General features: G+C 71.2%; 11 protein-coding genes. 7 read left to right on the top strand and 4 right to left on the bottom strand.

What is annotated here, in order from left to right; translation table 11 throughout:
- Positions 1 to 196 precede the first annotated feature (196 nt).
- The 5 genes from IQ210_RS29315 (at position 197) to IQ210_RS29295 (ending at position 5,430) form a co-directional block, all read left to right on the top strand.
- A complete protein-coding gene (locus IQ210_RS29315; protein WP_228048531.1) occupies positions 197 to 1,021 on the top strand; it encodes a carbohydrate ABC transporter permease in 825 nt (274 codons plus the stop codon).
- Positions 1,018 to 1,944 carry a carbohydrate ABC transporter permease gene (locus tag IQ210_RS29310; protein ID WP_194082159.1) on the top strand — a complete coding sequence of 309 codons (927 nt, stop codon included), beginning with the start codon at positions 1,018 to 1,020 and terminating at the stop codon, positions 1,942 to 1,944. The genes IQ210_RS29315 and IQ210_RS29310 overlap by 4 nt, the downstream gene beginning before the upstream one ends.
- A 107-nt stretch (positions 1,945 to 2,051) precedes the next feature.
- Entirely contained in the window at positions 2,052 to 3,041 is a 990-nt protein-coding gene (locus IQ210_RS29305) for a hydroxyacid dehydrogenase (protein ID WP_194082226.1), read from the top strand.
- Between the two features lie 33 nt (positions 3,042 to 3,074).
- The gene (locus IQ210_RS29300) at positions 3,075 to 4,520 is read left to right on the top strand and encodes an HAD-IA family hydrolase (RefSeq protein WP_194082158.1); all 1,446 of its coding nucleotides are present in this window, start codon (positions 3,075 to 3,077) and stop codon (positions 4,518 to 4,520) included.
- A gap of 91 nt (positions 4,521 to 4,611) precedes the next feature.
- Complete coding sequence (locus tag IQ210_RS29295; protein WP_194082157.1) at positions 4,612 to 5,430, top strand: ATP-grasp domain-containing protein; 819 nt, start codon at positions 4,612 to 4,614, stop codon at positions 5,428 to 5,430.
- Here the strand turns inward: IQ210_RS29295 and IQ210_RS29290 are convergent.
- On the bottom strand, positions 5,417 to 7,867 hold the full coding sequence (locus tag IQ210_RS29290; protein WP_194082156.1) for a polysaccharide lyase 8 family protein: 2,451 nt from the start codon (positions 7,865 to 7,867) through the stop codon (positions 5,417 to 5,419). The two genes, IQ210_RS29295 and IQ210_RS29290, sit on opposite strands and share 14 nt — an antisense overlap.
- 151 nt (positions 7,868 to 8,018) lie before the next feature.
- On the opposite strand from IQ210_RS29290, the gene IQ210_RS29285 reads away from it, so the two are divergent.
- Entirely contained in the window at positions 8,019 to 8,747 is a 729-nt protein-coding gene (locus IQ210_RS29285) for a peptidoglycan-binding domain-containing protein (protein WP_194082155.1), read from the top strand.
- A gap of 80 nt (positions 8,748 to 8,827) precedes the next feature.
- Positions 8,828 to 8,971, top strand: coding sequence for a hypothetical protein (locus tag IQ210_RS29280; protein WP_194082154.1), 144 nt, complete (start codon positions 8,828 to 8,830; stop codon positions 8,969 to 8,971).
- 25 nt (positions 8,972 to 8,996) lie between these two features.
- Here the strand turns inward: IQ210_RS29280 and IQ210_RS29275 are convergent, their stop codons facing one another.
- The 3 genes from IQ210_RS29275 to IQ210_RS29265 form a co-directional block, all read right to left on the bottom strand.
- Positions 8,997 to 11,372, bottom strand: a complete 2,376-nt coding sequence (locus IQ210_RS29275; RefSeq protein WP_194082153.1) for a SpoIIE family protein phosphatase — start codon at positions 11,370 to 11,372, stop codon at positions 8,997 to 8,999.
- A gap of 82 nt (positions 11,373 to 11,454) precedes the next feature.
- Complete coding sequence (locus IQ210_RS29270) at positions 11,455 to 11,838, bottom strand: hypothetical protein (RefSeq protein ID WP_194082152.1); 384 nt, start codon at positions 11,836 to 11,838, stop codon at positions 11,455 to 11,457.
- Positions 11,839 to 12,192: 354 nt separating this feature from the next.
- On the bottom strand, positions 12,193 to 13,116 hold the full coding sequence (locus IQ210_RS29265; RefSeq protein WP_194082151.1) for a MurR/RpiR family transcriptional regulator: 924 nt from the start codon (positions 13,114 to 13,116) through the stop codon (positions 12,193 to 12,195).
- Between the last annotated feature and the right edge of the window lie 66 nt (positions 13,117 to 13,182).

The following is a 13,182-nucleotide window of genomic DNA, read 5'->3' as shown; positions in this document are numbered from 1 at the left end:
AGGGCGGCGCCCGGCCCAAAGAAGCGGCACCCCGCACGCGCGGGCAAGTGAAACCCACCCCCGGCCCACCCCCAACACCCCCGCCCGTCAAGGAGCCCCCGTGGCACTCCCCTCCGCCGCCTCCCCGCTCCGGCGCAGCCAGCGCCGTACCGCCGCGCTCTTCATCGTCCCGTTCTTCGTCCTGTTCGCCGTGGTCATGGTGGCCCCCATCGGCTACGCGCTCTGGATGGGCCTCTTCCAGGAGCGCTCCTCAGGACTCGGCTTCGGCGGCGCCGAACGCGTCTTCTCCGGTCTCGACAACTACACCGACGCCCTCGCCGACGACGGCTTCCGGTCGTCCTTCGCCCACATCGCGCTCTACTGCGCCCTCTACATCCCGGTGATGATCGGCGGCTCCCTCGCCCTCGCGCTCCTCGTCGACTCGGCCCTGGCCAGAGCCAAGCGGTTCTTCCAGCTCGCCCTGTTCCTGCCGCACGCGATCCCCGGACTGATCGCCTCGATCATCTGGATCTATCTCTACACACCCGGCCTGAGCCCCGTGCTCGACTGGATCGGCGCGTTCGGCGGGACGTGGGACTTCTACAGCAACGACCATGTGCTCGCCTCGATGGTCAACCTGTGCGCCTGGCAGTGGACCGGCTACAACATGGTCATCTTCTACGCCGCGTTGCAGGCCGTTCCGCGCGAAGTGATCGAAGCGGCCGTCGTGGACGGCGCCGGAGCCCTGCGCACCGCGCTGCGCATCAAGGTCCCGATGATCGCTTCCGCGGTCGTCATGACCGTTCTGTTCACCTGTGTCGGCGCGATCCAGATCTTCACCGAGCCGAAACTCCTCAACCAGCGGGGCGCGCCCTCCATCGACACGGAGTGGTCGCCCACGCTCTTCATCTGGAAGGCCGGGTTCGTGCAGCACGACTACGGGCTCGCCGCCGCCGCGTCCCTGCTGCTCGCCGCGCTCGGCATCGCCCTCTCCTATTTCGTCACCCGGCTCGGCAACCGGTGGAAGGCGGCCACGTCATGAGCACCCTCACCCACGACACCACACCCACGTCCCAGAGCGACACCGGCCCACGCCCCGCCCCGGCCGAGACCCGGCGCCGCCCCGCCGCGAACCTCCTGCTCTCCAAGGGCATCGTCAACGGCATCCTCCTCGTCGCCGCCTTCTACACGCTCATGCCGGTCAGCTGGCTGCTGTTCGCCGCCACCAAGAACCACCGCGACCTGTTCGCCACGTCCGGGTTCAGCTTCGGCGACTTCAACCTCTTCGCGAACCTCGAGCGGGTCCTGACCTTCAACGACGGGATCTATCTGCGCTGGTTCGGCAACAGCATCCTGTACTCCGTCGTCGGCTCGGCCGCCTCCACCCTCCTGTGCGTGGCCACGGGCTACGCCTTCGACAAGTACGCGTTCCGGGGCAAGGAGAAGCTGTTCGGCGTGGTGCTCGGCGGCGTCCTCGTCCCCACCACCGTGATCCAGCTGCCGATGTACCTGCTCGCCAGCAAGGCGGGCATCGTCAACACCTACTGGGCGCTGCTGTTGCCGGCCCTGGTCAACCCCTTCGGCGTCTACCTCGCCCGCGTCTTCTCCGAGGGCTATGTGCCGAACGAGGTCCTGGAGGCGGCCCGCGTCGACGGAGCCGGTGAACTGCGCCTGTTCGCCCGGATCTCGCTGCCCATGCTGGCGCCCGGCTTCATGACGATCTTGCTGTTCTCGTTCACCGCCAGCTGGAACAATTTCTTCGGCGCCCTCGTCATGCTCAACGACGACTCGCTCTACCCGGTCAACCTGGGCCTGTTCATGTGGAACAGCGTCACTCAGCAGCAGCCCGAGTACTACTCGCTCGTCATCACGGGCTCCCTCGTCGCCGTCGTCCCGCTGATCGTCGCCTTCGTGTGCCTCCAGCGCTTCTGGCGCTCCGGCCTGACCGCCGGCGCGGTCAAGTGACGGTTCCCGCGTGCCCGACGCCCCCCGCCCCGCCCGTACCGGAAGGCACCCCCCTGAACAGCACCCGCCCTCTGCCGGCCGTGCCCCGACCGCACACCCTGCTCGCCATGGGCACCGACATCCACCAACGCCTCCTGGCCGAAGGCGCACTCGACCGGCTGAACTCCGTGGCCCGCGTCGACACGACCACCACCGTCACCACCCTGACCGCCACGGACCGAACAGCGCACGCCGACCAACTCGCCCGCACCGAAGTCCTGTTCACCCATTGGGGCGCACCGGAGCTGACGGAGGAGGCGCTGCGCCGCCTGCCCCGGCTGCGGGCAATCGTCCACGCGGCCGGCTCCGTCAAGCACCATGTGACCGAAGCCGTCTGGCGGCACGGCATCACGGTCTCCTCCGCGGCCGCCGCCAACGCCCTGCCCGTCGCCGAATTCACCCTGGCCGCCATCCTGTTCGCAGGCAAGCGCGTCCTCGACATCGCCCAGGTGTACGCCACCACACGGACCCAGCCCGACCTGCTCCCGTACTACAGCGGCCACGGCAACTACCGGCGCACCGTGGGCATCGTCGGCGCCTCCCGCATCGGCCGCCGGGTCGTCGACCTGCTGCGCCCGCACGACTTCGACGTCCTCCTGCACGACCCGTACGTCGACGCCGCCGAGGCCCGCAGGCTCGGGGTGACGCCGGTGACGCTCGACGAACTCGTCCGGTGCAGTGACGTGGTCTCCGTCCACGCGCCCCAACTCCCCGAGACCCGCCACATGTTCGACGCCCGTCGCATCGCCTTGCTGAAGGACGGCGCGACGCTCATCAACACCGCGCGCGGCTCGCTCGTCGACACCGCCGCCCTCACCGCCCACCTGGTCACCGGCCGCGTGCACGCCGTCCTCGACGTCACCGAACCGGACGTGCCGCCCGCCGACTCGCCCCTGTACACGCTGCCCAACGTCCTGCTCACCCCGCACATCGCGGGCTCCCTCGGCAACGAACTGCACCGCACGACCGACTGGGCCATCGACGAGGTCGTCCGCTACGCGCAGGGCGTGCCGTTCGCGTACGAGGTCGGCCCGGAGGAACTCTCCCGCTCGGCCTGACACGCCAACCCCCCTTTCCCGAAAGGACGTACCATGCAGAGCCGTGTCCTCGTCGTCGGCATCGACGGCGTACGTCTCGACGTACTGCGCCGCCTGCCCACCCCGCACCTCGACGCCCTGGCCGCCGACGGCTTCCTCACCCCCGTCGAGGTGGACGCGGACACCCCCACCATGTCCGGACCGTGCTGGGCGACGATCGTCACCGGCGTCACCGCGGCCAAACACGGCGTGTGGAGCAACGACTTCACCGGACACCGCCTCGACGTCTTCCCCGACTTCGCCACCCGGCTGGCCGGACAGGACGGCCGCCGCACGTTCGTCGCCGCCGGCTGGCGCCCGCTGATGCAGGCCCGCGACGGCGGCCCCCTGTTCCGCGCCCCGTCCAGGAGCGTCTTCATCGAGCCCGCCGCCGACACCCCTGAGGCCTGGGAACGCTGCGACGAACAGATCACCGACGCGGCCGTGGCCGTCCTGACCGTCGACGACATGGACGCCTCGTTCGTCTACCTCGGCGCGCCCGACGAGACGGCCCACTTCCTCGGCTGCGGCGAGGCGTACGAGGCGGCCGTACGACAGGCCGACCGCCGCCTCGGCCGGCTGCTCGCCGCGATCCGGTCCCGCCCTTCGTACGCCGACGAACGCTGGACCGTCCTCGTCGTCACCGACCACGGCCATGTCGACGCGGGCGGCCATGGCGGCCGTACCCCGCAGGAGCGCACGGCGTGGCTGGCCGCGACCGGTCCGGGCATCGGCGCCGCACCGCCCGAGGTCCGCCATGTGGACGTCGCCGCCCAGGTGTGCGCGGCCCTCGGCCGCCATCCCGACCGGCACTGGACCCTGGACGGCCGCCCCTTCGCCGCCGCCCCGCACGCCGTGCTCCTCGACATGGACGGCACCCTCGTCGACACCGAGGCGCTGTGGCTGCGCACCGTCCGTGAGACCGTGCCCGAGGCCGACGTGACCCACGTCCTCGGCCGCTCGGTCTCCGACACCGCCGCCCACCTCCACACCCTCACCGGCGACGACCCGCGGAAGCTGGCCGCCGATCTGGAGGCACGCTTCCTGGCAGCCGTCCGCCAGGAGGCGACCCCACTGCCGGGAGCGCTCGAACTCCTCGACCTCCTGCGGGAGTTGAACATCCCGGCCGCGCTGGTCTCCGCCTCCTCGCGGCCCGTCATGGACGCCGTCCTCGGCATCCTCGGCCCCGACCGGTTCCGTACGACGATCGCCGAGGGCGAGACGCCCCGCACCAAGCCGGCCGCGGACCCCTACCTCGCCGCCGCCCGCAGCCTCGGCGTCGACCCGGCGGCCTGCCTCGCCGTCGAGGACTCGCCCACCGGCGTCACCGCCGCCGAGGCGGCAGGATGCAGGGTCCTCGCCGTCCCGTCGTACGCCCCCGTCGCTCCCGCGCCGCGCCGCACCGTGCTCCCCGACCTCAAGGGGATCGGCCCGCACGAGCTGTGGACGGCAGGTCTGTGACCTGGCCATCCGGCATTTTGTTCGACGGACGCCCGCCGCATACGATCGCCTCCCGCCGCCGTCGAGGAGACCAGCCGAGGAGAGACCCCGCATGCCGCGCATCCTGTACGTCACCGACCTCGCCTACGAGGCACGCGGGCGGCGGTACTGCGACGAGGACATCTTCCTGACCTCACGGCTGCGCGGGGACTTCGACCTCGCCCTGTGCGGCCCCCGGGACGCAGTGGCCCTGATGGACTCCTTCGACGCGGTCGTCGTACGCAACAGCGGCCCCGTGCTCACGTACCAGGAGGCCTACGACACCTTCCGCGAGCACGCGCTGGCGACCGGGGCGCGCGTCTACAACCCGCTCTCCGGCAAGGCCGACATGGCGGGCAAGCAGTACCTGCTCGACCTCCACGCGGCGGGCTTCCCGGTCATCCCCACCGTCGACCGCGCCGAGGACCTGCACCGGCTGCCGGACACGGACCGGTACGTCGTCAAGCCGAAGCTCGGCGCCGACTCCATGGGCCTGAAGATCGTCCCCGCCGACGAGGCACGCGCCCTCGCGACCGGGGACGTCCTGGTCCAGCCCTGCGTCGACCTCGCCTACGAGGTGTCCTTCTACTTCGTCGACCACGACTTCCAGTACGCCCTCTTCGCCCCGCACCCCGACCGGCGCTGGCAGCTGGAGCCGTACGAACCCACCGCGCAGGACCTGGAGTTCGCCCGCCGGTTCGTCGACTGGAACACCCTCGACCACGGCATCCAGCGCGTCGACGCCTGCCGCGCGCCGGGCGGCGAGCTGCTGCTGGTGGAGTTGGAGGACCTGAACCCGTATCTGTCGCTGGATGTGCTGGGCGACGCGGCGCGGGACGCCTTCGTGACGGCGATGAAGACGTCCCTGCACCGGTTCCTCAGCCGAGTGTGACGGTGATCTTCTGGGAGGCTCCGGCCAGGCCGGTCATGTCCCCGAAGGTGAGCCGCAGCGCGGATCCCGTCGTCGCCGACGTCACACCGGCCGGCTTCGACAGCACGGCGGACACCGCCCGGTTCCAGGTGAGCGTGAGGCTCGTGCGCATCCGCATCGGGTCGCTGACGCAGATCACCGCCGTACCGTCGCTCTTCTCGCTGATCGTCACGGAGCACGGGTCGCTCGCGACGAGGTCGCCGACCGTGCCGCCGAACCAGAAGTTGACGCCCGTGAACCCCGACGAAGGTACGGCCACGCCCTGTTGGTCGTCGGTGTTGGCGAGGACGGTCAGCCAGCCGGTGGCGGCGGCCCGCGCCTGGGTCTGGGCGGCCGTGGCGCCCGGCATGAGCAGATACGCGTAGCCGCCGTTCGTCGGGTTCGTGCCGTGATCGACGTACAGCGTCAGGTACTTGCGGTTGAGGACCGTCGTGGAGCCGCCCTTGTTGATGTCGCTCCACTTCCCGTCACGTGTGTCACGGAGGGCGTCGAAGGTCGCGCCGCCGGGGAAGACGTAGCCGCCCATGCCGCCGATGTGCGCCCAGCCGGCCCCGGTGAACGTCTGCGACCAGGGGTAGGTGGCCGGGTAGGCGGTGCCGTCCACGGTGAAGGAATGGCCGCCGGTGGGGCCGAGGTTGCGGTTCTCGATCGTCGACTCGACCGTCGTGCCGTCGGTGCACTTGATGCCCGCGCCCAGGCAGACGATCGAGTCGTCCACGCAGAACCACGACTTCTTCGCCATGAGCGTGGACTGAAGTCCCTTCAGGTACTGGCCGATCGCGGCCCGCTGCCCGTCCGTGGCCCCGCCGACCCAGTTCACGTCCGGCAGCGACGCGCCCCAGTCGCCGCCGGCCGCGTCCGCGAGCGCCGTGCGGGAGGCCGTGGTGCCGGGCAGGCGGTACGGGTCGACGGTGGGCCAGAAGGCGTCGCTGTACTGGCCGTTGGCGTAGGTGTCGCCCCACCAGTAGAGCATTCCGGAGCCGGTGTGCCAGCTGCGCAGGTTCTCGCCGTTGCCGGTCTCGTAGTACGTGATCCTGCGGTCGGCCATGCTGATCGACGCGGCCCAGCCGGGTCTGCGGTGGGTGGCCCGCGCCATGCCGGTGAACAGGCGGTGGCCGGTCGGCTCGGCGATCGCGGTGACCGTCGTGTCGTCGACGACGCCCTTGAGGCGGGCGAGCCCCGTCAGCCCGAGCGACGGGTCGCTCATCGGCGGGCTGTAGTAGTCGCGCTGGATCCAGCCCTTCACCAGACCGCGCCAGCGCGCGTTCTCGGTGGCGCTCGCGCTCTGCCCGAGCAGGACGATCGACGCGAGGATCGGATGACCGCGCAGATGGTCGTTCTGCTGGATCTGCTTGGCGTCGGTGGCGGAGACGCCCCGGCTGATCGCCCGGCCCGAGACGCCGTCCATCACCAGCCCGTTGTAGAGGAAGGGAGCCCAGGCGTTCTCCACGGCGTCGAACACGATCTGCCGGTTCGCGTCGGTGATCTGCCAGGTCGACCCGGTGAGCAGCGCGAACAGCATCCCGAGCCCGCCGAGCATGACCGAGCCGTACGAGCCCGTGTAGGGCACGGTCGTGTGCTGGACGAACGACCCGTCCTTGTAGAGGCCGTCGCCGCTGGTGACGTACGGGAAGACCGGGGAGAGGGCGTCCCGGGCCAGCGCGACCTTCGCGGAACTCGCGCCGACGATCCCGCGCAGCGCCAGCACCCGGCACAGGTCGACGCGGTTGGCGCCGGTGCTGGTGCCGCTGTAGCTCGCGACCGCCGAATCGGGCACGAAGTGGTCGACCGCGGCGACGTAGTTCGCGATCTGCGTCGCCGACAGGGAGTCGTACATCAGCACGCACACGTCCAGCAGCGCCTGCGGGGCGCCGATCTGCCAGCTGTACCAGTTGCCGTAGCGGGTCTGGCCGGCGTTGTAGACCTCGTCGTGCAGGTGGTCGAGCCCGGTGAGGATCGCGGCCTTGAGCGTCGCGTCGCCGGTGAGGCCGGTGCCTTGCTGGCAGTAGGCCTGGGCCAGCGTGTTGAGGCGGTTGTAGCTGGTGTTGAGGTTGCCGGAGTAGCCGTACGACTCCTGGTCGGTGTCGGGTTCCGGGTCGGCGTACACCAGGTCCGGCCACAGCGAACCGGACGCCGGTGCCATGGCGGACCGCAACTGGGTCGCGGTGGTGCCCAGTTCGGCGAGCCGGCTCTTGAAGGGCTCGGCGGTGGGGCTGAAGCCCTCGCCGAGGATCAGCGTGCGCCACTTCGCCCGCAGGGTCGTGAACTCGTCCGCCTCCGCGGCCCGCACGGCGGACTGGGGAGCGGCGTGCGACTGGGCGGGGACGCCGAGCGCGACGGCGGTACCGGTGCTTGCGGCTGCGGCCAGCAAGCCGCGACGTGACCAACGAGTCGTCATGACGGCGGTTTCTAGCACGGTATCGCTCAAACGCTCAATGGATCCCACCGAATCGATCGTATTGATCGTTTCTTGTCGGCGGGTGGGGATGAACCGCCCGGTCGTCTGACCCGTATCCCTACCCGAAGCACGGGGACGGAAGGAGAACCACGTGTCGACATCGCCCGAGCCCGGGGAGCCGGACGACCGCCCGGTCCTCGAACCGATCCGTGTGCTGCGCCCGCGCCGGACCGACGCCCTCGCCGAACTCATGAAGGACATGCCCGCACGCACCACGGGCTTCGAGTCCGTGATGATGCCGCGACGGCCGTCCGTCGACGAGGACTTGGGCGCGGCCGACTTCGGTGCCGAGGACTTCAGCGCGGAGGGTGCGACTGAGGAACTGCCGCCCGTCCGTGGCCGCTTCGAGGTGAGGTCACGCGGAATCCGCCGCCCCGTCGGCCGCGGCGACGGCTTCGGTTTCGGTCCCGGGCTGCGCCGCGCCGCGATCGTGGTCGCCGTCAGCGCCGCGGCCCTGGTCGGCTTCGGCTGCGCCCTGCTCCTCCCGGGCCGGGCCGACGGCACGGCCGCACCCGCACCGACCCCCGCGCCCTCCACCCCGCCGGCCTCGCCGACCGCACCCGCCACGACCGACCCGGACGGCGCCGGCACCCTGCGCGAGGGCGACAGCGGCCCCGAGGTGACCGACCTCCAACAGCGTCTGCTGCGCATCCCGAACGTCTACGAGAACGGCTCCACCAACGGCACCTACGACCCCGGCCTCACCGAGGCCGTCGCCCGCTTCCAGCTCTGGTACGGCATCCGCGGCGACGAGACCGGCGTCTACGGCGACGACACCCGCCGCGACCTGGAAGCAAGGACGACCACCGGCGGCGGCTGACTTCGGCGCGGCCCCGGTCGAACGCCGGGCATCGCCCGGCAAAAGAAGCACGGATGACGTGTCGAGGGGCGTCATCATGGGTGGTCCAGCGCACCTTGCCACCGAAGGCCACGCCGATGACCCTCTCCCGCGTCCCGGGCCTCGTCCTCCCGACCGTCCTCCTGCTGGCCCTCGTCATCGGCGCGATCTGGTACTGGCGTCACCGCGACGACGACACGCCCTGACCGGCGCCTCCGTCAGCGCGGGAGGTCAGATCTCGTCCTCCGGCACCCGGATGTCCAGCACGCACACGTCGTCGCGCCGCTCCCCTTCGAGCAGGTCCGCCAGCAGCGGGCGCAGCGAGCCGGGCCCGTCGGCCTGGTGGCTCACGACCGCCTCGGAGAGTCGCTTCAGGCCTCGGTCGATGCCCTCGGAGGGCCGCTCCACCAGCCCGTCCGTGTAGAGCAGCAGCCGGTCGCCCGGTTCCAGCAGGATGTCGGCCTCCTCGAAGGCCGGTGACGCGCTCGCCCCGAGCAGCATGCCGCCCGGCCGGCCCAGATAGCGGACCTCGCCGCCGCGTTGCAGCAATGGCGGCGGATGCCCGGCCTGGGCCCACACCAGCCGGTGCTCGGCGGGGGAGTAGCGGGCCAGGACCAAGGTGGCCGTGCCGTGCGAGTCGCGGGAGTGCAGCAGCAGGGTGTTGAGCCGGGTCAGCGCGCCGGTCAGCGACGAGCCGGTGATGACCATGCCCTTGGCGGTGAACCGGAGCTGGGCCATGGTGGCGACGGCGTCGAGGCCGTGCCCGGCGACGTCGCCGACGACGAACAGGGCGTCGCCGTCGGGCAGTTCGATGGCGCTGAACCAGTCTCCGCCGACATGGACCCCCGACTGGGCGGGCAGGTAGGCGACTTCGACGCGCAGTCCGGCCAACCGCACGGGGCGGGTGGGCAGCGGGAGCAGCGCCTGCTGGAGGCTGGCGGCGAGGGTGCGTTCGGCGCGCAGGACGTCGTGCTGCGTGAGGATGGCCTGTTCGCTCTCGACGAGGGCCAGTTCGGCGCTGCGTTGCGCGGTGAGGTCCTGGAGGAAGCCGTGCACCTCGACCGGGGTGCCCTGCACGTCGGTGACCGCCTCGGCGACGATCCGCAGGTGCCGGACGCCGTCCGCGGCCCTGATCCGGAAGGGCATGGCGAGCGGGCGGCCGCGGCGCACAAGGTCCCCGACGGCGCGGTCCAGCGCGGGCGCGTCCTCGGCCAGCGCGAGGTCGGGCAGCGCGGTGATCCGCAGGGGGCCGTCGGCGGGATCGCGGTCGAGGACGGTGTAGACCTGGGAGGACCAGCCGACCTCGTGGGTGAGCAGGTTCCAGTTCGCCCAGCCGAGGTTGCCGAGCCGTTGGACGTCGGCGAGCCGTTGCTCCTGGAGGTCGGAGGTGTCGTGCCGGATCCAGGTGAGGGCGAGCGCACCGCCCAGTTTCGCCACCCGCACCGTGAAGGTGGACAGTTCGGCGACCCCGGCCACCATCGCCTGCTGAACGAAGGGCTCGCCGTCGTACGGTTCGCCGGTGGCCAGCGTGTGCAGGCACCCGCGCCACAGCGGTTCGCCCGCGAGGTTCGGGAAGCACTCCAGGAACCGCAGCCCGATCAGTTCGCGGCCGGTGCGGCCGAGTGCGTCGAAGGCCTCCTCGGTCGCGGCGGCGATGCGGTAGTCCTCGACCTCGCCGGACGCGGTACGCAGCGGTGCGAGCAGCAGACTGGCCCCGGGCAGCGCGTCGAACACCTCCTGCACGGGGCTGGCGTCGGCCGGTTCGGTGCGGGAGTCGAAGGCGCGCAGCCGGCCGGAGCACAGCTGGGAGACCGCCAGCAGATGCTCCCGTTCGTGTGCGGCGAACGGTCCGCCCCGGGCGCGCAGAAAGCCGATGCAGACCTCGGCGGTGTCCCCGGCGACGACGGGCACCCAGGCGCGAGACCGCCAGCGGTCGGGCGGGTCGCCGATCAGCAGATGCCGCTCGCTGTCCGAGCCGATGTCCTCCAGCCAGCGCGGTTCCCGGCTGCGGAGCGCTTCGAGCGGCGCGATCCCGCCGACCGGCGGCACCTGGCGCCACTGGGCCGCCAGCGTCTCGTCTATGCCGGCGTGCCCGATCAGTTCCAGGCCCCCGGCGGGCAGTCGCGCGAAGATCATGATCGCGTCGGCCTCGGCGCCCGGCGACAGATGCTCCAGCAGACAGCGGGCCAGGTCCTGAGGCGTGCCCACGCGCACCAGGGCCTTGCCCAGCCGTCCGAGGTCGGCGGTGCTGCGCAGCGCGAACGGGATCTCGGGCACGGTGGGGCGGGGACCGGGTTCGGGCGCCGTGGCGCTCAGGGGCGGCACCAGGTCGCCGAGGGTGAGCCAGCACTCCTCGAGCAGCGTGCGGTGGGCGGCCTTGGCGCGCTTGACCAGTTCCTCGCCGGCGGCGTCCGGAGAACAGCCGGTCAGGGCCATCACGGCACCCTTCGCCCGTTCCACGACGGTCGAGGTCGCAGCCTGGTCCCGCAACCGGTCCATCTCGGCACGCTGCCTGGCGACGATCTTGGCCAGCGCGACCGTGTCGGGTGCGGAACCGGACTCCGCTGGGATGGCGGGCTCGGTCGTCACGCCATGAGCATCGCACATGGAGCGGACCACGACGGTGGTCTTGCCGGGACCGGCTTCACTCGAAAGTGCGGGGTCGGGGAACTTTCGCCGACGTGCGGCGTTATCGCCCGGCGCTGTGGTCGATCAGGGCGCCGGTGACCGCGCGGACGCTGCGCGCGATGTGCTGGAGTTGCAGCACCTCCGCCGCGTACAGCTTGATCGTGTGCTCGATGACCGACTCGGGCAGCCCGAGGCCGGGCAGGTCGGCGCGGGCCGTCTGCAGGGCGGTGCGGGCGACCCGGATCTCGTGCTGGACCTGGATCTGCGCGTGCCGGGCGAGCAGGACGGGGTGGCGGATGAGCGCCGGATAGCTGGCGTAGCGGGCCGGCACCAGCTCGCGCAGCCACTTGGCGGCCGAGCGTTCCCAGTCGTAGCTGCCGGGCTGCTTGACCTGGCAGGGCCAGTCCGGGCTGATGCGCGTCGTCGTCGTCACAGTCATGGTCATCGCTTCCGGGTGTGCGGCGTCGTGTGGGGTGGTCCGACGGTTTTGGGCGGCCCCGGCCTAGGGGATGACCGGGGCCGCCGCCACGGGCGCTCGCGCAGGCGATGCCCGTCCGGGCATCCGGGGCGCCGACGCGGGTAGGAGACGGCGGCTTCGGATGTCCGTGCTGGGGGACGGAGGTGCGGAACGTCGTGCGGAACGCCTCCCGGGAGCGGCCCGGTCGCGATCCGTGAGCAGTATTTATATATGCCGTCCTCTTTGCAAGACGTATGAAAACATTCATGCGTGATTTGAGCCGGTTGATCCCGTTGTGAGGATGTTCGTCGGGAGTGGCCGAAGGGGCCGGAGGGGGCGGGGTCAGTCCCGCAGGAAGAACTGGTGCTGCTCGGAGATCTGCTCGTACTCCTCGAGCCGCGCCTGGGTGCGCTCGGGGTCCGCGTCGGTCATGGCCTGGAGCAGCGCGGCGGCCATCACGCCGGGGGCGGCGTAGGAGTCGAAGACCAGGCGGGAGCCGGTACCGGTGGCGAAGACGACGTCCGCCTCGTCGGCGACCGCCCCGAGCGCCAGGTCGGTGATGAGGGCGACCTTCAGACCCGCGCTGCGCGCGACCCGCAGCGCCGTGAGCGTCTCCTGCGCGTGCCGGGGCATCGAGAACGCCAGCACCCAGGTGCCGCCCGCCTCACGGGACTGCAACAGCGCGTCGTAGGCGACGCTCCCGCCCAGCGTCACCAGCCGCACGTCGGGATGGACGCGCCGCGCCGCGTACGCGAAGTACTCCGCCAGCGACACCGAGATCCGCACCCCGAGGACGGTCAGCGGCGTCGACGCCGACAACTCGCGGCCGATGTCGATGACCTGGTCGGGGTCGGCGAAGTCGCGGCGCAGGTTCTCCAGGTTCTCGATCTCGGCGTCGACCGCGGCCTGGAGTTCGTTGCCCCGGTTCTCCTCGGCCGCGACGGGCCCGCCGGCCAGGGTGCCCAGCGCGATCGACTGCAACTTCTCGCGCAGCGCCGGATAGCCGCTGAACCCCACCGCCGCCGCGAACCGTGTCACCGAGGGCTGGCTGACACCGACGCGCTCCGCGAGATCGGTGATCGAAAGGAACGCCGCCTCGGTGATGTGCTCGATCAGATACTGCGCGATCCGACGCTGCCCAGGGGACAGCCGGGGCCGGTCGAAGAGGGTTCTGAGCTGGGAAGTCGGTGCGGCCTCCGCTTCCGGAACCGACTTCCCCGAAGTGATCGCGGATGCCTGCGCACGTGCCTGCTGCAGCGAGGGCACGGGTGCGTCTCCTTTGTCTTCCACAGTGCCTCAACATAGCTCACGCACCGCCGTGACCAGGGGTTG

It is taken from the genome of Streptomyces justiciae, assembly GCF_015163075.1.
In the GTDB taxonomy this organism is placed as follows: Bacteria; Actinomycetota; Actinomycetes; order Streptomycetales; family Streptomycetaceae; genus Streptomyces; species Streptomyces justiciae.
The sequence above is the reverse complement of the archived record's forward strand: the minus strand, read 5'-3'. Positions and strand labels throughout refer to the sequence as shown.

Coding starts and splice junctions, on each gene's coding strand:
- IQ210_RS29315 (WP_228048531.1), top strand. CDS start 197: ATGGTGGCCCCCATCGGCTACGCGCTCTGGATGGGCCTCTTCCAGGAG.
- IQ210_RS29310 (WP_194082159.1), top strand. CDS start 1,018: ATGAGCACCCTCACCCACGACACCACACCCACGTCCCAGAGCGACACC.
- IQ210_RS29305 (WP_194082226.1), top strand. CDS start 2,052: ATGGGCACCGACATCCACCAACGCCTCCTGGCCGAAGGCGCACTCGAC.
- IQ210_RS29300 (WP_194082158.1), top strand. CDS start 3,075: ATGCAGAGCCGTGTCCTCGTCGTCGGCATCGACGGCGTACGTCTCGAC.
- IQ210_RS29295 (WP_194082157.1), top strand. CDS start 4,612: ATGCCGCGCATCCTGTACGTCACCGACCTCGCCTACGAGGCACGCGGG.
- IQ210_RS29290 (WP_194082156.1), bottom strand. CDS start 7,867: ATGACGACTCGTTGGTCACGTCGCGGCTTGCTGGCCGCAGCCGCAAGC.
- IQ210_RS29275 (WP_194082153.1), bottom strand. CDS start 11,372: ATGTGCGATGCTCATGGCGTGACGACCGAGCCCGCCATCCCAGCGGAG.
- IQ210_RS29270 (WP_194082152.1), bottom strand. CDS start 11,838: ATGACCATGACTGTGACGACGACGACGCGCATCAGCCCGGACTGGCCC.